This is a genomic window from Streptomyces sp. NPDC043952 (assembly GCF_056435325.1).
The window spans coordinates 13,003-32,545 of sequence record NZ_JBWKES010000002.1; the positions used below are offsets into that span (position 1 = coordinate 13,003).

The window sequence follows — 19,543 nt, forward strand, 5'->3', positions numbered from 1 at the left end:
TTGGTGGTTCCCTCCTACCGACCCCCCCCCCCCCCCCCCCCCCCCCCACACTCCCCCCCCCCCCCCCCCCCCCCCCCCCCCCCCCCCCCCCCCCCCCCCCCCCCCCCGGTGCTGTTCCCCGTCAGAGGCGGCGGATCACGGGTGGTAGATCTCCGACAGGGCGGTGATCTGGCCCTTGGCGTTGACGTGGTAGGTGAAGTACGGGCTGTTGGCGAGCTTGTGGTTCGCCAGCCACGTCGGGGCGACCTTCACGGTCGTGGTGTCGCGCAGGACCTCGACCACGGCGCCCGGCGCGAAGCCGAGGGAGCGGGCGGCGCCGCTCGGGGTGTAGACGACGTCCTCGTCGTTCTTCGTGTTCACCTTGCACGTCTGCGGGGTGACCCGCACGACCGCCTTGCCCTTGACGTTCTTGGCGGAGTCCAGCTTCAGGAAGTGCCGGCCCGCGGGCACGTGGCACGGCTTCCAGGCCGTGGCCGAGGCGGCGGGGGCGGCGCTCCGCATCGGGCTGGCCCCGGCGGTCCCGCAGGTGGTGGCGAGGAGGGCCGCGGCCGAGGCGGCGACGAGGGCGGCGGAGACGTGACGGTGGTTCATTGAGCGTCCTCTGCTGTGAAGATCGGCTGACACCCAGGGAGAGAGCCGAGCGGGGTCACGGGTTTCACCGGCCCCCGCGGCTGTGACGGGACGGTGACAATGGGAACCCGGCCGGTACGAACGACCCGAGCCGCCGCCCCGGATGTCGGGGACATTGCGGCCGCATGTCGTCCGTGACGACCTCATGTCGCCTGCCGCGTAAGCCTGTTGGCCGGAGAAGACGCGTGGTTGCCTCGTGCCACGTCACCGCCTCCCGCGCACGAGGAGCACGCACCATGAGCACGCAGCCCGGCACCGCCGCCTGGTCCTTCGAGACGAAGCAGATCCACGCGGGCGCCGCCCCCGACCCCGCGACCGGCGCACGGGCCACCCCCGTCTACCAGACCACCTCGTTCGTGTTCCGGGACACCCGGCACGCGGCCGACCTGTTCTCGCTGGCCGAGCCCGGCAACATCTACACCCGGATCCACAACCCCACCACGGACGTGTTCGAGCAGCGGATCGCCGCGCTGGAGGGCGGCGTCGGGGCGGTCGCGCTGGCCTCGGGGCAGGCCGCGGAGACCCTGGCGATCCTGACCCTGGCGGGCGCCGGCGACCACATCGTCTCCAGCACGGCGCTGTACGGCGGCACGTACAACCTCTTCCGGCACACGCTGGCGCGGCTCGGCATCGAGGTGTCGTTCGTGGACGACCCGGACGACCCCGCGGCATGGCGGGCGGCGATCCGGCCGAACACCAAGGCGCTGTTCGCGGAGTCGCTGGGCAACCCGCGCGGCAATGTGCTGGATATCCGGGCGGTCGCGGACGTGGCGCACGCGGCCGGGGTGCCGCTGATCGTGGACAACACCGTGCCGACCCCGTACCTGCTGCGGCCGATCGAGCACGGCGCGGACATCGTGGTGCACTCGGCGACCAAGTTCCTCGGCGGGCACGGCACCGCGATCGCCGGTGTGGTGGTGGACGGCGGCACCTTCGACTTCGGCGCCCGCCCGGACCGGTTCCCCGACTTCAGCGAGCCGGACCCGAGCTACCACGGGCTGCGCTACTGGCCGGCGCTCGGTCCGGGCGCGTTCGCGGTGAAGCTGCGGGTGCAGCTGCTGCGCGACCTCGGCCCGGCGCTCGCCCCGCACTCGGCGTTCCTGCTGCTCCAGGGCGTGGAGACGCTGAGCCTGCGGCTGGAGCGGCACACGTCCAACGCGCAGGCGCTCGCGGAGTGGCTGGAGGGGCGCGACGAGGTGGCGGCCGTCCACTACGCGGGCCTCGCGTCCAGCCCGTGGTACGAGGCCGGGCGGACGTACCTGCCGCGCGGGGCCGGTGCCATCGTCTCCTTCGAGCTGCGCGGCGGGATCGAGGCGGGCAAGCGGTTCGTGGACGCGGTCGAGCTGTTCAGCCATCTCGCCAACATCGGCGACGTACGCAGTCTGATCATCCACCCGGCGTCCACCACGCACAGTCAGCTCACCGAGGAGGAGGCGGCGGCCACCGGCACCACGCCGGGCCTGGTGCGGCTGTCGGTCGGCATCGAGAACCTGGCCGATCTCAAGGCGGATCTGGAGGCCGGGTTCCGCGCGGCGAAGGGCGCGTAGATGAGCGCGGTCACGGCGACCGGGCAGCTGCCGGCCACCGGCGCCTGGCGGGAGGGCGATCCGCCGGGCCGTCGCCGGTGGTGCCCGGCCGGGCGGCCGCTGCGGCTGGAGGCGGGCGGTGAACTGCCCGGCGTACGGCTGGCGTTCGAGACCTGGGGGCGGCTCGCACCGGACGCGTCCAACGCGGTGCTGGTGCTGCACGCGCTGACCGGCGACAGCCATGTCGCCGGTCCGGCCGGGCCCGGCCATCCCACGCCCGGCTGGTGGGAGCCGCTGGTCGGACCGGGGCGGCCGCTGGACACCGACCGGTGGTTCGTGGTGGCCCCCAATGTGCTGGGCGGCTGCCAGGGCAGCACCGGACCGTCCTCGCCGCGCCCGGACGGCCGCCGGGCCTGGGGCGGCGCCTTCCCGTTCCTCACCCAGCGGGACCAGGTCGCGGCGGAGGCGTATCTCGCGGACGCGCTCGGCATCGACCGCTGGGCCCTGGTGGCGGGCGGCTCGATGGGCGGGATGCGGGCGGTGGAGTGGGCGGTGTCGTACCCGGAGCGCACCGGGGCGCTGCTGCTGCTCGCCACGACGGCGGCGGCGAGCGCGGAGCAGATCGCCTGGGCGGGGATCCAGTTGCGCGCCATCCGCGCGGACCCCGACTGGCAAGGCGGCGACTACCACGATGCCGCGCGCGGCCCCCACACCGGCCTCGGTCTCGCCCGCCGCCTCGCGCATGTCACCTACCGCAGCGAACCGGAGCTGACCGCCCGCTTCGGCCGGTCCCCGCAGGACGCCGAGCACCCCTGGCGGGGCGGCCGTTACCAGGTGGAGTCCTATCTGGACCACCATGCCGAGAAGCTGGTACGGCGCTTCGACGCGGCGAGCTACGTCGTCCTCACGGAGGCGATGAACGCCCATGACGCCGGCCGCTCGCGCGGCGGCCTGCGCTCCGCCCTCGCCCGTGTCACGGCCCCCACCCTGGTCGCCGGGGTCGACTCCGACCGCCTCTATCCGCTGGCCCAGCAGGAGGAGTTGGCCGCCCTGATACCGGGGGCGGACCGGACGCGCGTGGTTCAATCGCCGTACGGGCACGACGGGTTCCTGATCGAGACGGAGCAGGTGGGAGCGCTCGTACGGGAGTTGCTGGGCTGAGTCCGTGGCATGGTGGTGTGCCCCGTACCATCGGCCCCCCGGAGCAGCCGTGACCTCCTTCCGTCTCTCTTCCGGCGCCCCCGACTCCCCCGTCCTGCTGCACGTGCCCCACTCCGCCCGCGCGATCCCCGGTGACGTCCGGGACGGGATCCTGCTCGACGACGCCGCGCTGGAGCGGGAACTGGACCACATCACGGACGCGCACACCGCGGAACTGGCCGGGCGGGCGGCACAGCTCGCGGGCCGCGCGCCGTGGCGGTTCGTGAACCGGCTGTCGCGGCTGGTGGTGGACCCGGAGCGGTTCCCGGACGAGCGGGAGGAGATGCTCGCCGCCGGCATGGGCGCGGTGTACACCCGGACCACACACCGCGAGGCGCTGCGGCCCGCGGACACCGACCCCCGGCCGCTGATCGAGCGGTACTTCCGGCCGTACGCCGCGGCCATGACACGGGCGGTGGCGGACCGGCTCGCGGCGACCGGGCGGGCCGTGGTCGTGGACGTGCACTCCTACCCGGCACGGGCGCTCCCCTACGAGCTGCACGGGGACGGCCCGCGTCCGCCGGTGTGCCTGGGCACCGACCCCTTCCACACCCCGCCGAAGCTGCTCGCCGCCGCCCGCGAGGCGTTCGCGCCGTGCGGTGGGACCGGGCTGGACAGCCCGTTCGCCGGGACGTACGTGCCGCTGGAGTACTACGGCACCGAGCCCCGCGTCGAGGCGCTGATGATCGAGATCCGGCGGGACACCTACATGGACGAACCCGGCGGACCGGCCGGAGCGGGGCTCGACCGGCTCGCGGCGGCGCTGGCCGCGCTGGTCGACGCGCTGTAGCCGGGCCCGGCCGCCGTCCCCGCGGACACGCCGGCCGGCGCACCGCACACCCTCCGACTGGAGCAATCCCGCACGACACCCGCCGCGCCCCGTCCCATCGTGGAGGGCATGACGACCATGGAGACCAGCGCGCCCACCGGCCAGGAACCGCCGCCCCCCGTACGGGACTGGCCCGCGCTCGACCTGGAGGGCACCGAGTTCGATCCGGTGCTCGCGGGGCTGGTGCGCGAGGGACCGCTGACCCGAATACGGCTGCCCTTCGGCGAGGGCTGGGCCTGGCTGGCCACCCGCTACGAACACGTGAAGCTGATCACCAACGATCCCCGGTTCAGCCGCGCGGAGGTCGCGCGCGGCCAGGTCACCCGGCTGGCCCCGAACTTCGCGCCCCGCCCCGGCTCGCTCGCCTGGGCCGACCAGCCGGACCACAACCGGCTGCGCAAGCCCATCGCCGGCGCCTTCACGGTCGGCGCGATGAAGCGGCTGCGGCCCCGCGCCCAGGAGATCCTGGACGAGCTGGTGGACGCGATGCTCCGCGAGGGTCCGCCCGCCGACCTGGTCGAGCGGGTGCTGGAGCCGTTCCCGCTGTTCGTCGTCAGCGAGGTGATGGGCGTCCCCGACACCGACCGGGAGCAGGTGCACGCCTGGACCCGGCAGATCATCTCCCTGTCCGGGGGCGCGGAGGCCGCCGACCGGGCCAAGAACGGGCTGTACGGCTGGATCACGGACATCGTCCGGGCCCGCGCGCGCAGCGCCGGCGAGGACGTCTACTCGATGCTCGGCGGTGCCGTGGCGCGCGGTGAGATCGCCGAGCGGGAGGCCGTCGGGCTCGCCGGTCCGCTGCAGATCGGCGGCGAGGCGGTCACCCACAACTGCGGGCAGATGCTCTATCTGCTGCTGACCCGGCCGGAGTTAATGGCGCGCATGCGGGAGCGGCCCGGTGAACGCGGCCCGGTGCTCGACGAGTTGCTGCGCTGGATCCCGCACCGCAGCACGGTCGGGCTCGCCCGGATCGCCCTGGAGGACGTGGAGATCGCCGGGCACCGGATCGCCGCGGGCGAGGCGGTGTACGTCTCGTACCTGGCCGCCAACCGCGATCCCGAGGTGTTCCCGGACCCGGACGGCATCGACCCGGACCGGGACTCCAACCCGCACCTCGCCTTCGGCAACGGGCACCACTACTGCACCGGCGCGGTCCTCGCCCGCCTCCAGCTCGAACTGCTGGTGGACACGCTCCTGGACCGGCTGCCGGGGCTGCGGCTCGCCGTGCCGCCGCAGGAGGTCGAGTGGCGGCGCCAGACGATGATCCGGGGGCCGCGCACGCTGCCGGTGACGTGGTGAGGCGAACCCCAGCCGACCTGGCGGGCCCGCCCCCCGTCAGGCCCGTAGCCACTCCGTGACGATCACCTCCGAGCCGGTGCGCAGCCGCAGGGCGAAGGGTCCGGAGGGCGGGTCGTCGCTGGTGAAGCGGCCGAGGGTGTCGACGGCGACCGGGCGGGCGGTGCCCGGAGAGCCGAGCACCTCGATCCGCGCCGCACCCGGCGGCAGCACCTGCCCGATCAGCCCGTACCCCGTGACCTCGACGTCGACGGTGAGCGCGCCCGCGCGGAACGTCAGCATGCGCGGGGCGTCCGTGACCCCGCGCACCGGCAGCGCGTCCACCAGCGAGTCGAAGGCCAGCTCGGCGATCCGCGCGTCCAGATCACGCAAGGCGTAGGCGTCCACGGCGAGTTGGCGCAGAAAGCCGGGCACGGGATCGAGGACGGCCGCCGCCTGGCGCAGCTCCTCCTCCAGCAGCGCGTCCGCCATGAGGGCGTCCTCGGTGAGGGCGTCCTCGGTCAGGGCGTCCGCCGTGACGGCGCCTTCCGTAAGGGCGTCCGCCGTGCCGGCGTCCGCCGACTCCTCACCGTCCCCGTCCGCTCCGTCGTACGGGAACCCGTCGTCCTCGTTCATGCCGCACCCCGCTGGTCCATCCGGGCCCTCAGCCGGCGCAGACAGCGCTGGCGCAGGGGGCCGATGCTGCCGACCGCGATGCCGAGCGCGGCCGAGATGTCCCCATAGCTGGGCGGCGGCGAGGCGACCAGCACGCGCAGCAACTGCCGGCAGCGCTCGCCGAGTTCGTCCAGCTCCTGCCACAGGCGGCGGACCCGCTCGGCCCGGTCCGCCGCCTCCTCGGAGTCGATCAGTGTCTGCTCCGGCGTACGGTCGTCGCTGGCCCGGTCCAGCACCTGCACATCATCCGTAAGAGTGAGGCGCCTCAGGCCCTTGATGACCTTCAGGCATTCGTGGCGGGCGGTGCTGGCCAGCCAGGCGCCGGTCTTGTCGGGCTCCCGGATCCGCCCCAGGTGCTGGGCGAAGCGGAACCACACGGTCTGGAAGACCTCGTGCCCGTCGGCGTCGGACAGCCGATGGGCGCGCACCACCGACCACACCAGCGGACTCATCCCTTCCACCAGCGCCTTCCAGGCCGCGGCGTCCCCGTCGACGGCGGACCGGACGAGCGCGCCGACCTCTGTTCGGTCCACGGTCCCACCCCTCGTATAGGGCTCGCCATGGTACGCCGTGGAGCGGAGGGTTCCGGCGCTCACGCGGGCAGCGCCGGGGCCGGAACCGGAACCGGGCGCCAGGTGGGCGGCCGCAGCGCGCGCACCGTCGCCCCGCGCACATCGGTGCGGTAGGTCGCCTCCGCCAGCAGCCGGGCCCCGGCCGTGCGCGGGTCGCGCTCGCGCTCCGCCCTCATCAGGGCGGCGACGAGCCCGGCGGCGACCGGGGTGGCGAAGGAGGTGCCGCTCCACTGCGCGAACCCGTCGAACATCACCTGCTCCGGCTTGCCCCCGAAGGGCAGGGTGCGGCGGTTCGTCGGCGGCCCGCTCGCGGACGCGGTGGCCGAGGCGGAGTACGTCCAGGCCGGGTTGCGGCGGCTCGCGCATCCGGGTGCGGAGGCGCGGCTGCCGCTGGTGGAGGCGGCGGGCGCCCGGCTCCAGGAGCTGCTGCTCGCCGGGGCCGTGCCGCGGTTGGGCGCCGGTCCGGTGGTGATCGTGCCGCCGGGCGCGCTGCACCGGGTGCCGTGGGCGCTGCTGCCCGCGCTGCGCGAGCGGGTGCTCAGCGTGTCGCCGTCGGCGGGCAGTTGGCTGCGCGCCCGCGAGACGGAACCGCCGCGCGAGGGCCGTACCGTCCTGGTGCGCGGCCCCGGTCTCGCCACCGGTGGCGCGGAGGTCCCGGAGCTGGCGGACCGCTATGGCACGGCGACGGTACTGGAGGGCGACGACGCCCATGTCCCGCGCGTGCTGGCGGAGTTGGACGGGGCGGGGCTCGCCCATCTCGCCGCCCACGGCACCTTCCGTGCCGACAGTCCCCTCTTCTCGGCGCTGCGGATGGCGGACGGCCCGTTGATCGTGCACGACTTCGAGCGGCTGGCCCGCAGTCCCTACCGGATCATCCTCTCCAGCTGCGACACCGCGCGGCTCGCCTCGGTCGGCGCGGACGAACTCCTCGGCCTGGTCACGGCGTTGCTCCCGCTGGGTACGGCCGGGGTGGTGGCCAGCAGCGCCCCGGTCAACGACGCGGCGGTGATCCCGCTGATGCTCGCCCTGCACAAGGGCCTCACCGCGGGCCTCTCGCTGGCCGAATCCCTCCGGGACGCCCGGACCACCCTGCCGTCCGACCCGGTGCACCAGGCGACGGGGTGGGCCTTCGCGGCGTTCGGGGCGGCGTGAGCCCGGATACGCCTGCCATAATCGCAGACATGTTCGAGGAGAAGGTGAATGCGCTCTCATGGATGACGGCCGAGCACGCCTCCCGGCCGTTCCCGCCCGGCTTCCGCGGCCTGGAGATCGAGGGCCAGGACATGGTGATGCTCGATGCGGACGCCTACGGCTACGCCACGAGCGTCCTCAAAGGGCCTCTCGCCGAGCAGCAGCGGTCTGGCCTCGCGCAGCTGACGACGGTGTTCGACACGGTCCTCCCGGCGATCGAGGACGAGTACGCGGCCGGGTACTACACGCACGTGCGCGACATGGCCGTGCTGGCGGCCGACATCGAGACCCTGCGCGAGCAGCAGCCCGCCGATCAGGCACGCCGTAGGTCACCAACCCGGTGAGCGTATGCGGCCACGCCCCTACGCGGACCTGTCCAGCAGGCAGGGCAGCGCCTCCCGGTCGCCCGTGCCCAGCCGCGTGTACGCGCCGTACAGATGGTTGCCGACCGTCCGCACGGACAGCGTCAGCCGTTCGGCGATCTCCCGGTTGCTCAGGCCCGCCGCCGCCAGGGCCACGATCTGCCGTTGCCGCGCGGTGAGTTCGCCGAGCACCAGCCCGGCCAGCGCCGGGGTGCGCGCGCCCTGGCAGCGGCGGGCGAGGGCGAGCGCGCGGGTGCGGGAGCGGCGCCCGGACCGGGGGTCGCGGTGGGCGTGTACGGCCTGGGCGTGGGCCTCCGCCGCGAACAGCAGGAAGCCGCGCTCCTCCAGGGCGGCGGCGGCACGGTTCAGCGCGTCCCCGTCCCCCCGCGCCAGCGCCTCCGCGTGCCGGGCGAGTACACTGCCCGCGGGCAGCGCACCGGCGGGCTCCCCCACGCGTACGGCACGGTAGCGCGCGTACACCTCCCCCTCGGTGCGGCCGCGCGGCCCCGACCCGTCCAACTCGGCCGCCGCCGAGGTGAGTTCCGCCTCGCACTCGCTGTCCCCCGGCGTCCACCGCAGCCCCTCCCGCGCCCACGCGGCGGCGTCCCGCACCGCGCCTCGCAGCCGGGCGAACCGAGCCCGTACGGCCGCGTACCCGGCCGGCACCGGCTCCCCCTCGGCCACCAGCCAGTCCCCCACCGGCGTGGACAGAGGCCGCACGTCCATCCGCGCCAACCGCCCGGCCAGGCGCCGCTGTTCGGCATCGAGCGCGGCGTCCAGGGCCGCCGGGTCCCGGCTCAGCCGGCGCGCCCGCAGCCGTCCGGTCGCCGCGCGCAGCGCCGGTCCGTGCAGCGGGTCGGCGAGCCTGGCCCGGCCGGCGTCGTCCACGGCGATCAGACCGGCCGTCTCCAGCCCTTCGAGGACGTCGAGGTCGAGGCCGTACAGCGGCAGCCGGGCCGGCTCGGCGAAGGCGAGGCGTTCGAGGGTCTCGCGTTCGCCGGGCACGGAGCGCGCCAGCAGGGGCGCGAGCCGGTCGCGGACGGCCGGGGTGAGGGGCAGCGGGCCGCGCCAGGCGCGTTCGCCGGTGCCGGGTACGGCGACCAGGGCGCCCCCGGCCGCGAGCGCGGCCGCCAGGGAGCGCAGCAGCCGCAGATCGCCCCGGCACAGCCGGTGCAGCCGCCGTACGGTGAGCGCTTCGAACCCGGCCGCACCGAGGAGGGCCGCGGTGTCCTCCTCGGGCAGCGGGGCGAGGGCCAGCCGGGGCAGCAGCTCCCCGGTCCACAGCCGGGACACCGCGCCGGGCAGCGGCGCCTCGTCGGCCGCGGCGACGATCAGCCGGGTACGCCCGTGCGCGGCCAGCTGGTGGACCAGCGCGGCGGAGTCCTCGTCCAGCAGCTGGGCGTCGTCCACGACGAGGAACCGGACGCCGGACAGGGCCCGCACCGCGCCGTGCAGCGAGCCGGGTCCGGGCAGCAGGTGGGCGAAGGCGGCGAGGGGCAGATGGCGGGCCTCGGGTGTGCCGGTCACCCGTGCGTGGTCCTTGCCCCGGACCGCCTCCGTGATCAGCCGCGTCTTGCCGCGCCCGGCCGGACCGGTCACCACGATGCCGCGCCGGGCCCCGGCCAACGCGCCCCGCAGCAGCGCCAGTTCGTCCTCCCGGCCGGTGAAAGGCCAGCGCGGTCCCAGCGTCTTCGCGTCCTGTTCGTAAGTCCTCACACTTACCAGAGCGCGCGTACTCACCTTTGATACAGGGCGACTTGAGTAGCCCCCGACTCAGGCGCCCGCGATCGCGGGACGGCACGCTGGCCGCATGACCCGGCGCCTGTGCCCGTCGCCGCGTCACCGGGGGAAGCGGGCGCGTACGTCACTCACGGGGGAGGTGACGTGCGTGCCCGCGCCGGTGCCCTGTCCCCGCCTACGAGGCGGCCCGCTCGGCCGGGGCGGCGGCGTCGGGGTGGGCCAGGCCCAGGTGCTCGCGCAGGGTGGTGCCCTCGTAGTCGGCTCGGAAGACGCCCTGTTCCTGGAGGAGCGGGACCACCTTGTCGGCGAACGGGTCGAGGCCGCCCGGCGTGATGTGCGGGACGAGGATGAACCCGTCGGAGGCGTCCGCCTGCACGAACTCGTTGATGGTCCGGGCCACGGTGGCGGGCGAGCCCACGAAGGTCTGCCGGTTGCCGTTGTTGATCACCAGATCGCGGATGGACCACTTGTTGGCCTCGGCCTGCTCGCGCCACTGCCGCGCGATGGCGACGGGGTCCCGGTACATCCGCACCTGGGCGCGGCCCCGTGAGATGTGCTCCTCGCTCACCAGCGGATCGACGTCGGGCAGCGGGCCCTCCGGGTCGTACCCGGACAGGTCCCGGTTCCAGACGAACTCCAGGTGCTTGATGGCGGTGGCGCCGCTGACCTGCTGCCGGCGCACCTCGTGGGCGAGTTCGGCGGCCTCGGCGTCCGTGTCGCCGAGCACGAAGGTCGCGGCGGGCAGGATGAGCAACTGATCGGGGCGGCGGCCGTACTTGGCGAGGCGGCCCTTGACGTCGGCGTAGAAGGCCTGGCCCTCCACCAGGTGGGAGTACCTGCTGAAGATCGCGTCGGCGCCGGCGGCGGCGAACTCGCGGCCCTCCTCGGAGTCGCCCGCCTGGAAGATCACCGGGCGGCCCTGCGGGGAGCGCGGCACGTTGAACCGGCCGTGGATGTCGAAGTGCTGCCCCTGGTGCACGAAGGCGCCGGCCTTGGCGTCCCGCAGGAAGGCGCCGGTGGCCTGGTCGGCGAGGATCGCGTCGGCGCTCCAGGAGTCGAACAGCTCGTGCGCGGTGGCCAGGAACTCCTTGGCGCGCGAATAGCGTTCCTCCTGGGGCAGGAAGCCGCCGCGGCGGAAGTTCTCGCCGGTGAAGGCGTCCCAGGAGGTGACCACGTTCCACGCGGAGCGGCCGCCGGAGAGGTGGTCCAGGCTGGCGAACTGGCGGGCCACCTCGTAGGGCTCGTTGAACGTGGAGTTGATGGTGCCGGTCAGGCCGAGCCGGTCGGTGACGGCGGCGAGCGCGGCCAGCACGGTGAAGGTGTCGGGGCGGCCCACCACGTCCAAGTCGTATATCTGTCCGCCCTGTTCGCGCAGGCGCAGGCCCTCGGCGAGGAACAGGAAGTCGAACTTGGCGCGTTCGGCGGTGCGCGCGAAGTGCGCGAAGGAGCTGAACTCGATGTGGCTGCCGGCGGCCGGGTCGCTCCACACGGTGGTGTTGTTGACGCCGGGGAAGTGGGCGGCCAGATGGATCTGCTTCAGCGGCTTGCTCATGGTCGTAGGTCCTCCGGCTCAGACGGCGGTGGCCGCGGTGGCAGCGGCGTAGCGGTTGGCGGGGCGGCCGAGACCGAGCAGGCCGCGCAGGGTGTCCGCCTCGTAGGCGGTGCGGAACCGGTTCCGGCGCTGGAGTTCGGGCACCAGATCGCGGCTGATCCGAGGAAGGTCGTGCCCGGCGACGGCGGGCCGCAGCCGGAACCCGGCCAGCCCGGCACCCGCCAACTCCTCCAGCAGGTCGGCGAGTTGTTCCGCCGTACCGGTGAAGATCCGGGCGTCCGACGTGTACGGCTCGCCCGCGAGCGCGTCCAGCCGCTCCCGGCGCGCCCGCGCCTCGCCCTGGCCCTCGTCCAGGAAGACCAGCAGGTCCCCGAAGACATGCAGGGTCTGCCCCGCCCGCCCGGCCCTCTCCTGCTCGGCGCGGATCTCGGCCACGATCGCGCGGGCGTGCTCGGTGTCGCGCGGGGTGACATATCCGACGTCGGCCTGCCGGGCCAGCAGCCGGTACGGCACCGTGTCATGCCCGAGCGCGGTGACCAGCGGCTGCCCCTGCGGTGGGCGGGGCGTGATCGAGGGGCCCTTGACGCTGAAGAAGCGGCCCTCGAAGTCGATGTAGTGCAGCTTGTCCCGGTCGATGAAGCGGCCGCTGGCCCGGTCGCGGATCTCGGCGTCGTCCTCCCAGCTGTCCCAGAGCCTGCGCACCACCTCCACGTGGTCGGCGGCCTCGTCGAACAGGTCGGTGAGCAGCCCCCGCGCCTCGGGGCTGTCGTACGCCTCGATCCGTTCGACGGTACGGCGGCCGAAGTGGTCCGCCTCGTCGGGCCGGGCGGTGATCCGCACCCGCAGACCGGCGCGGCCGGTGCTGACGTAGTCGAGGGTGGCGATCGCCTTGGAGATGTGGAACGGCTCGGTGTGGGTGGCCACCACGGTCGGGACCAGGCCGATGTGCCGGGTGAGCGGGGCGACGCGGGCGGCGACGAGGACCGCGTCGAGCCGGCCGCGGACCTGGTCGGTGCGGTCGTCCGGCTCCAGCGGGCGCGAGGACTGGGGGCCGAGGCCGTCCTCGAAGGTCACGAAGTCGAGCAGGCCCCGCTCGGCCTCGGCGACCAGGTCCGCCCAGTATCCGGCGGTGAACAGCTCGCCGGGGCGGGCGACGGGCTCGCGCCAGGAGGCGGGGTGCCAGCCGGTGCCGTCCAGGGCGACGGCGAGGTGGAGGCGGGAGTCGGGGGCGTGGTGGTCGGGGCGGTGGGAAAAACTGGCATGGGAGGAACTGGCAGAGGACACGAGTGGGCGCCTTCCTGGGTGTCCGTACGGGGGCGCGCCGGGCCGCGCCGGTGGCGGGGCACGGCGGCGGGCGGGCGCGGCGGGGTGTCCGCGCGGCCGCGCGGGGGCCGGGCAGGGGGGAAGCGTCAGGGGCGACAGAGCGCGCCGGCCACCCGCTGGAGGTCGATGTGGGGCCGGGAGTGCAGCACGGCGGAACGGGCGGTCCGCAGGACGCGCGCGCACGGGAGGTGCCTCGGGTCCCCGGTCATGACCGCCGCCTCCGTCCGCCGTGCTCGGGGCGCCTGAGCGGCACCCGCGCCTGCTTCGTCACGAGTCACAACGCCCCGGCCCCACGGGGTGTTCCCGGCGGCGGGAGATGTTGCCCGCGGGTGCTCAGGAATCGCTGAGCGGCAGTCCGGGCGGGTTGACCTGGGACTTCGCCACGGCCTCGTTGGAGAGGTTGTAGGCGGCCAGCCATTTCGCGTACTGCCCGTTCTCGATCAGGTGGTTGACGGCGTCCGCGATGGGCTTGGCCAGGCCGCTGTTCTTCTTCGTGGTGGCCGCGATCAGCCCCTGGAGGCTCGCGCCCGCCCCGGAGTAGGTGCCCGCGCTGCGGGTGGGGTTCGGGGACTTCGCGGTCTGGGTGACGTGGTAGGCGACGCCGGGGTTCGCCGCGAAGTAGGCGTCGATCCGGCCACCGGTCAGCGCCAGATAGGTGGCGTTCTTGCTGGCGTAGTGCTTGACGGTGAGGGTCTTGCCCTCGGCCTTGAGCTTGCTCTGCCACTCCAGGAGGATCTTCTCCTGGTTGGTGCCGTTGTCGACGGCGACGGTCTTCCCGGCGAGGTTCTCGTAGTTCCCGCCGAAATTCCAGGTGCTCTTCTTCAGCACCTCGAAGCCCACGTTGTCCTTGCGGTACGAGGCGAAGTCGTACTTCTTCTTGCGTTCCTCGGTGTCGGTGATGTTCGCGAAGCCGACGTCGGCCTTGCCGCTGTCGATGGCGACGAACATGTTCTCCCAGGTGGCGTTGGACAGTCGGGGCTTGAGGCCGAGGACCGCGGCGACCAGGCGGCCGAAGTCGGGTTCGGCGCCGGTGAGGGTCTTCTGGTCGCCGCCGATGTAGGCGAGCGGCGGGAAGCCGTCGGGCAGCGCGCCCACGACGATGTTCAGGGTGCCGCTCTTGCGGACGGCGGCGGGCAGTTCGGCGTTGAGCGACTTGACCTCGGGGACCTTCAACTCGGTCTGTCTGGCGGCGCCGTTGGACACCCGGCCCACGGTCACCGTGCCGGCGGCGTCGGTCGTGGTGGCCGCGTCGCTGTTCCCGCCGCAGGCGGCGAGGGCGCCCGAGAGGGAGGCGACCGCGGTGGCCGCGGCCAGCGCGCGTATCAGGCTGCGTCGGGTGGGGTGGCTGGGCATGGCTGTCCTTGTCGTTCGATGGTGCGTCTGCTGGGAGATGAGGGGCGCGGGTTCAGAGGACCTTGGCGAGGAAGTCACGGGTGCGGGGGTGCCGCGGGTGGTCCAGCACCTCGGCGGGCGGGCCCTGTTCGACGATCCGGCCGCCGTCGATGAAGACGATCCGGTCCGCGACCTCGCGGGCGAAGCCGATCTCGTGGGTGACGATGACCAGGGTGGTGCCGCTGGTGGCGAGGTCCTTGATGACGGAGAGGACCTCGCCGACGAGTTCCGGATCGAGCGCGGAGGTCGGCTCGTCGAAGAGGATGATGCCGGGGCGCAGCGCGAGGGCGCGGGCGATGGCGACGCGCTGCTGCTGGCCGCCGGAGAGCTGGCGCGGATAGGCGCCGGTGCGCTCGCCGAGGCCGACCCGTGTGAGCAACTCCCGTGCGAACTCCCGTGCTTCGGCCTTGCCGAGGCGGCCGGTGGCGACGGGCGCGGCGGCCACGTTGTCGAGGACGGTCAGATGCGGGAAGAGGTTGAAGTTCTGGAAGACGAAGCCGATCCGGCCGCGCTGGGCCAGGATCGCGCGCTCGCCGAGTTCCTTGAGCCGGCCGCCCGCGCGCCGGACGCCGATGAGTTCGCCGCCGACGCTGACATGGCCGATCTCGGGCTTCTCCAGGTGGTTGATGACCCGCAGCAGCGTGGACTTGCCGGAGCCGGAGGGTCCGATCACGACGGTGACCTCGCCGGGGCGCACGGTCAGGTCGATGCCGTCCAGGACGCGGTGGGTGCCGTACCACTTGTGCACGTCGTGCACCTCCAGCGCGGCCGGGGCCGTCTCCGGGGCGATGGGGGCGGTGGGGGTCATACGGCGGCCTCCCTGCGCAGCCGGGCCCGCAGGCCGGTGAGGCCGGCGCGTGCCTTCTGGAGCGGGGTCGGCGGCAGGGTGCGGGTGGCTCCCCGCGCGAAGTACCGCTCGACGTAGAACTGGACGACGGAGACGGCGCTGGTCAAAATCAGGTACCAGACAGTGGCGACCAGCAGCAGCGGCACGATGTCGCCGGGGTAGGTGCTGCCCATGGTCTGCACGGAGCCGAACAGGTCGAGCAGCGACACGTAGAACACCAGGGACGTGCTCTTGACCAGGCCGATGAGCTGGTTGACGTAGTTGGGCGTGATGGAGCGCAGCGCCTGCGGCAGCACGATCCGGGTGAACTGGTAGCCCTTGGGCAGCCCGAGCGCGGCGGCCGCCTCGTGCTGGCCCTGGTCGACGGAGAGCAGCCCGCCGCGCACCACTTCGGCCGCGTACGCCGCCTCGTTGAGGCCGAGTCCGATGACGGCGACCGTCATGTCGGTGGCGAGCTTCGACTCGTCGAAGGTGACGAAGGCGGGGCCGAAGGGGATGCCGATGCTCAACGTCTTGTACAAGGCGCTGAAGTTGTAGAGGAAGATCAGTACGACGATCAGCGGCACCGAGCGGAACAGCCAGGTGTAGGTCCAGCTGACGGCGCGCAGCACCGGGCTGCCGGACTGCCGCGCGAGGGCCAGCAGGACACCGCCGAGCAGTCCCAACAGGGCGCTCAGGGCGGCGACTTCGAGGGTGACGAGGAGGCCGTCGAGGACGGTAGGCCGCAGGAACCAGTAGCGGAAGCGGTCCCACTGGTAGAAGGGGTTGGTGGCCAGGCCGTGCGCGATCTGCGCGACGACCACCAGGACGACGGCGGTGGCGATCCACCGGCCGGGTCGGCGCAGCGGCTGGACGCGCTGCGCGGTCAGGGGCTTCGGCGGCTCTGCGGCGGGCGGCGCCTCGGCGAACGAGACGGCGGCGCCTGGGGATTGGCTCATGGCGGGCTCCGGCGGAGGGCGGGGCGTGATGGGAGGAGCGGGGGGGAGAGCGGGGGTTCCGGGGTACGGCGGACCGGGCGTGGCGCCCGCCGCGCGGCTCGGGGCACACGGGGCGGGACGCCTCACAACGCGCGGGAAGCGAACCGGAGTTGGGTCCGGGGAGGGGAAAGCGGGCGGACGCAACGGAGCCGCGCAGGGGCGGGCCCGGTATGCGGGGCTACGGCCGCCGGGGCGGGAAGGCGGAGGTCAGCTCCGGCAGCGGCGGGCCGCGCCCGGCGCGGTACACAGCGCGCTGCTGACGCGCAGCAGATCGACGGCGCGGTCCGCGACCAGGGCGGCGCGCGGCGGTACGCAGCCCTGGGGGCGGCTCAGGGCCGTCCGGGGGGCTGCGTACATGGCGTCACCTGTCACTGTTCCGGCCTCGTGGGGCCTCGCGCTTACCGAAGTCGTGGTCCGGTCCGGTCGTCACCTGGGGCACCCCACCGCGTCGCGAGGGTTGCCGGTCAGCGAGCCAGGGCTTGGCGCTGACGCTCTTGACCGCATCTGAGCCGCAAGTAATCCATCCGGAGCCGCGAATGTCAACGCCCGTCCGTCAGCTGGACAGCCGCGGCACCGATCTCACCTGCGGGAAGCGCCCGGCCAGCCGGCGATGTGGGCCGCCCAGTCCAGGATCTGGACGGCGGCTCCGGCGGCCTCCAGGCCCCGGCAGCGGCCCTGGTGGCGGCGCGCGATGCCCTCGGGATCGAGGGGGCGGCCGAAGGCGGGGTGGGCGGCGAGCCGGCGGGCGTAGGCCCACAGGGCCCGGTGTTCGGCGATGCGCTGCACGGCGGAGGCGTCGAGGTGGCAGCGGTGCACCATGTCCAACTGCACCAGGGACACCCACAGTTCGACGTCGGCGGCGGTGATCCTGTCGCCGGCCAGGTACTCCTCCCCCGCCAGCCGCCGCTCCAGGCGGCCCAGGGTGTCCAGCAGCACATCGAGCGCGGCGGCCCGCTCCGCCGGACCGGCGCCGGCGCGGCCCGCGCGCTGGGCGGCCTCCTCGATGCCCTCGGCGCACATCCGCTCGACGGCCTCGATCACGGATTCCAGGCCGGGCGGGAACAGGGGGCTCCGCTCGGCGCGCGGGAAGCGGTCCAGGTCGCGCAGGATGTCGCGGGCGTGGGTGCTGACGATGCGTCCGGACCAGTCGTCGCTGAGCACCGGCGCGAGCGCCGGGCCCCGGTAGTGGTGCGCGCTGGCCTCGTACAGCGGGCGCAGCTCGGTGTGGCCGCCGTCGTAACCGTCCGGGAGGGCGGGCAGGAAGGTGACCGGACAGCTGTCGTCCAGGCCGAGGAGTCCGTGGCCGACGGCGAGGCGCAGTCCGTCGGGACAGGCGGTGGACAGATGGAGGCGGTAGCGGTGGGGCACGGCGTAGTGGCCGCTGCGCGCGTCCCGGCCGAGCCGGCCGCGGAAGGCGGGCGCGGCGGCGCGGTGGGCGGGCGGGACGGCGGCGAGCGGAGTGATGGACATGCGTCTCCCCCAGGGTCGGTGGGCGTACGAGGGCGCGTCGGCGGGAGCCGTCGGAGGGTGGCCGCGAGGGCCCGATCGGCGAGGGCGCGGAGCGTGGGACGGCGGGTCGGCGCCGGTCGGCCACGGCGTGCGGGCGGGTCAGCGCGGGGCGGCCATGGCGCTGGCGACGCGCAGCAGATCGATGTGCCGGCGGGAGGTGAGCAGCGGGCCGCGCGTCGGCGTCCGGCCCGCTCGGCCGGTGACCGCTTCGAGGCGCGCCATGATTCCCTACCTGTTCACTAGGATTCCCTGTCAGGAAGTCTCGATCCCCCTCGGCCCGGCGTCAAGGGGGTGTCCACCGTCGGGGACGCGCACCGGCGAGAACGCGCCCCGGCCGCCGCCCTCAGGGCTCCCGGTGCTCGTGGGCGGCCCGTTCCAGCTCCTCCGCCTCCGCCCGCGCCAGCCGGGCCTCCGCCTCGACGTCGAGGGAGCGGGTCAGCCACCAGTACAGGAGGGCGGAGACGGGCAGCCCGATGAACAGGGAGATGTCCGCACCGCCGAGCGCCTTCGCGGCGGGGCCCACGTACAGGGTGCCGACGGAGAAGAACGGGACCATGACCGCGAAGCCGGCCAGGTAGGAGATGATGCCCTGCCAGCCCCAACGGCCGTAGATGCCGTGGGGGTTGAAGATCTCGGCGACCGCGTAGTGGCCGCGGCGCACCACGTAGTAGTCCATGAGGTTGACCGCGGTCCACGGGATGAACAGGTAGAGGACCAGCAGCAGGAAGTCGTTGAAGTCGGCGAGGAAGTGCGCGGTGGCGGCGAGTGCGCCGATCACGGAGAGCGCGGCGGTCAGGGCGAGGGTGAGCAGCCGCACGGCGAGCGTCGGCCGTACCCGTCGTACGGAGTCGATGGCGCTGATGAGGGTCAGCGAGCCGCCGTACATGTTGAGCGCGGTGACGGAGACGAGGCCGAGGGCGGCGAAGAGCAGCACGATCGCGCCGAAGCCGTCGAAGACCTTGTCGCCGGCGGCGTTGATCGCGGTGATCGTCTCGAAGTGCGCGCCCGCCCAGGCCGCGAGCAGGGTGCCGAGGACCATCATCCAGATGCCGCCGAGCGCGGAGCCGAAGTAGGTCCAGTAGAAGGTCTTGCGGACGGTGACGTCCGGCGGCAGGTAGCGGGAGTAGTCCGAGACGTAGATGGCCCAGCTGATCTGGTAGCCGGCGACCACGCCGAACTGGGCGAGGAACGGCGTCCACTTGAACGCGCCGAGGTCGAAGGAGCCGGCCGGGTAGTGCAGGGTGAGCAGGATGCCGACGGTGAAGACTCCGAAGACGGCCAGGAAGACGTACGTCAGCACCCGCTCGGCCTTGTGGATGATGTCGTAGCCCACCAGGGCGATGACCAGCGCGACCACGGTGACCGCGAGGACCCAGGGCTTCACCCCGCCGTGCAGCGTGCTGTGCAGGGCGTCGGCGGCGAGGATGCTGTTGAAGACGTTGAACCCGGCGTACTGCACATAGGCGAACAGCCACACCAGGAGGGCGCCGACATAGCCGAACTGCGGCCGTGACTGGATCATCTGCGGCAGGCCCAGCTGGGGGCCCTGGGCGGAGTGGAAGGCCATGAAGAAGGTGCCGAGGACGGTTCCGGCGACGATGGCCAGCAGCGACCAGACGAGGTTTCCGCCGCCGGTGATGCTGATCAGCCCCACGGCCAGGGTGGCGAGCTGGGCGTTGGACATGAACCACAGCGGCCCCAGGTGCCACAGCTTGCCGTGCCGCTCGTTCAGCGGGACGTAGTCGATGGACCGGACCTCGATCCCGGACACCCTGCCCTGCGCCGACCCGCTCATGCCGCCTCCCGAGCCCGTTCCGTCACTCGGATCACATGGTGCACCGGCGCGGGCCGGGTGACGAGACCACGGACGCCGACACACCCCGGAAGATCACGGCGGGGCGCGACGGACGATCGCGCCGGGGAGGGACCGGTGATCACGGCGG

19 protein-coding genes, 2 pseudogenes and 1 riboswitch are annotated in these 19,543 nt (G+C 73.6%); of the genes and pseudogenes, 6 read left to right on the plus strand and 15 right to left on the minus strand.

From position 1 onward, the window contains the following. Positions 1 to 135 precede the first annotated feature (135 nt). Positions 136 to 591, minus strand: a complete 456-nt coding sequence (locus AC069R_RS02050) for a hypothetical protein (RefSeq protein WP_397982837.1) — start codon at positions 589 to 591, stop codon at positions 136 to 138. Positions 592 to 866: 275 nt separating this feature from the next. Between AC069R_RS02050 and AC069R_RS02055 the strand changes: the two genes are divergently transcribed. The 4 genes from AC069R_RS02055 (at position 867) to AC069R_RS02070 (ending at position 5,484) form a co-directional block, all read left to right on the plus strand. Next, positions 867 to 2,177, plus strand: coding sequence for a bifunctional o-acetylhomoserine/o-acetylserine sulfhydrylase (locus AC069R_RS02055; protein WP_478763712.1), 1,311 nt, complete (start codon positions 867 to 869; stop codon positions 2,175 to 2,177). Further along, positions 2,178 to 3,317: a homoserine O-acetyltransferase MetX gene (gene metX / locus AC069R_RS02060; RefSeq protein WP_478763713.1), complete on the plus strand. Its 1,140-nt coding sequence runs from the start codon at positions 2,178 to 2,180 to the stop codon at positions 3,315 to 3,317. Positions 3,318 to 3,366: 49 nt separating this feature from the next. Further along, positions 3,367 to 4,146, plus strand: coding sequence for an N-formylglutamate amidohydrolase (locus AC069R_RS02065; RefSeq protein WP_478763715.1), 780 nt, complete (start codon positions 3,367 to 3,369; stop codon positions 4,144 to 4,146). Between the two features lie 108 nt (positions 4,147 to 4,254). Beyond that, a complete protein-coding gene (locus tag AC069R_RS02070; RefSeq protein WP_478763717.1) occupies positions 4,255 to 5,484 on the plus strand; it encodes a cytochrome P450 in 1,230 nt (409 codons plus the stop codon). Positions 5,485 to 5,520: 36 nt separating this feature from the next. On the opposite strand, the gene AC069R_RS02075 is transcribed toward AC069R_RS02070, so the two are convergent. The 3 genes and pseudogenes from AC069R_RS02075 to AC069R_RS02085 form a co-directional block, all read right to left on the minus strand. Then, positions 5,521 to 5,952, minus strand: coding sequence for a hypothetical protein (locus AC069R_RS02075; RefSeq protein WP_478764206.1), 432 nt, complete (start codon positions 5,950 to 5,952; stop codon positions 5,521 to 5,523). Positions 5,953 to 6,092: 140 nt separating this feature from the next. Then, a complete protein-coding gene (locus tag AC069R_RS02080) occupies positions 6,093 to 6,668 on the minus strand; it encodes an RNA polymerase sigma factor (RefSeq protein WP_478763719.1) in 576 nt (191 codons plus the stop codon). A gap of 59 nt (positions 6,669 to 6,727) precedes the next feature. Next, positions 6,728 to 6,973 (minus strand): annotated as a pseudogene (locus AC069R_RS02085) (S8 family serine peptidase); the annotation flags it as partial. 7 nt (positions 6,974 to 6,980) lie between these two features. Between AC069R_RS02085 and AC069R_RS02090 the strand changes: the two are divergent. After that, positions 6,981 to 7,859 (plus strand): annotated as a pseudogene (locus AC069R_RS02090) (CHAT domain-containing protein); the annotation flags it as partial. 29 nt (positions 7,860 to 7,888) lie between these two features. After that, positions 7,889 to 8,242, plus strand: coding sequence for a hypothetical protein (locus tag AC069R_RS02095; protein ID WP_478763720.1), 354 nt, complete (start codon positions 7,889 to 7,891; stop codon positions 8,240 to 8,242). Positions 8,243 to 8,260: 18 nt separating this feature from the next. Here AC069R_RS02095 and AC069R_RS02100 read toward each other — a convergent pair whose 3' ends face one another. From AC069R_RS02100 to AC069R_RS02150, 11 genes are all read right to left on the minus strand, one after another. After that, a complete protein-coding gene (locus AC069R_RS02100) occupies positions 8,261 to 9,976 on the minus strand; it encodes a LuxR family transcriptional regulator AbsR2 (RefSeq protein ID WP_478763721.1) in 1,716 nt (571 codons plus the stop codon). Between the two features lie 199 nt (positions 9,977 to 10,175). Next, positions 10,176 to 11,552: an NtaA/DmoA family FMN-dependent monooxygenase gene (locus tag AC069R_RS02105; RefSeq protein ID WP_478763723.1), complete on the minus strand. Its 1,377-nt coding sequence runs from the start codon at positions 11,550 to 11,552 to the stop codon at positions 10,176 to 10,178. Between the two features lie 18 nt (positions 11,553 to 11,570). Then, the gene (locus AC069R_RS02110; protein ID WP_478763724.1) at positions 11,571 to 12,836 is read right to left on the minus strand and encodes an LLM class flavin-dependent oxidoreductase; all 1,266 of its coding nucleotides are present in this window, start codon (positions 12,834 to 12,836) and stop codon (positions 11,571 to 11,573) included. Between the two features lie 125 nt (positions 12,837 to 12,961). Next, positions 12,962 to 13,084 carry a putative leader peptide gene (locus AC069R_RS02115; RefSeq protein WP_471057203.1) on the minus strand — a complete coding sequence of 41 codons (123 nt, stop codon included), beginning with the start codon at positions 13,082 to 13,084 and terminating at the stop codon, positions 12,962 to 12,964. A gap of 124 nt (positions 13,085 to 13,208) precedes the next feature. After that, positions 13,209 to 14,228 carry an ABC transporter substrate-binding protein gene (locus AC069R_RS02120; protein ID WP_478763726.1) on the minus strand — a complete coding sequence of 340 codons (1,020 nt, stop codon included), beginning with the start codon at positions 14,226 to 14,228 and terminating at the stop codon, positions 13,209 to 13,211. Between the two features lie 52 nt (positions 14,229 to 14,280). Then, entirely contained in the window at positions 14,281 to 15,075 is a 795-nt protein-coding gene (locus AC069R_RS02125) for an amino acid ABC transporter ATP-binding protein (RefSeq protein WP_478763727.1), read from the minus strand. Then, positions 15,072 to 16,052 carry an amino acid ABC transporter permease gene (locus AC069R_RS02130; RefSeq protein ID WP_478763728.1) on the minus strand — a complete coding sequence of 327 codons (981 nt, stop codon included), beginning with the start codon at positions 16,050 to 16,052 and terminating at the stop codon, positions 15,072 to 15,074. Before AC069R_RS02130 ends, AC069R_RS02125 begins: the two co-directional genes overlap by 4 nt. Positions 16,053 to 16,298: 246 nt before the next feature. Continuing rightward, positions 16,299 to 16,448, minus strand: a complete 150-nt coding sequence (locus AC069R_RS02135) for a hypothetical protein (protein WP_478763729.1) — start codon at positions 16,446 to 16,448, stop codon at positions 16,299 to 16,301. A 32-nt stretch (positions 16,449 to 16,480) separates the two neighbouring features. Then, positions 16,481 to 16,591: riboswitch (SAM riboswitch) on the minus strand. Positions 16,592 to 16,670: 79 nt separating this feature from the next. Next, positions 16,671 to 17,561: a glutathione S-transferase C-terminal domain-containing protein gene (locus AC069R_RS02140; protein ID WP_478763730.1), complete on the minus strand. Its 891-nt coding sequence runs from the start codon at positions 17,559 to 17,561 to the stop codon at positions 16,671 to 16,673. A gap of 138 nt (positions 17,562 to 17,699) precedes the next feature. Beyond that, positions 17,700 to 17,822: a putative leader peptide gene (locus tag AC069R_RS02145; protein WP_397982856.1), complete on the minus strand. Its 123-nt coding sequence runs from the start codon at positions 17,820 to 17,822 to the stop codon at positions 17,700 to 17,702. Positions 17,823 to 17,943: 121 nt separating this feature from the next. Next, entirely contained in the window at positions 17,944 to 19,395 is a 1,452-nt protein-coding gene (locus tag AC069R_RS02150) for a purine-cytosine permease family protein (protein ID WP_478763731.1), read from the minus strand. Positions 19,396 to 19,543 lie beyond the last annotated feature (148 nt).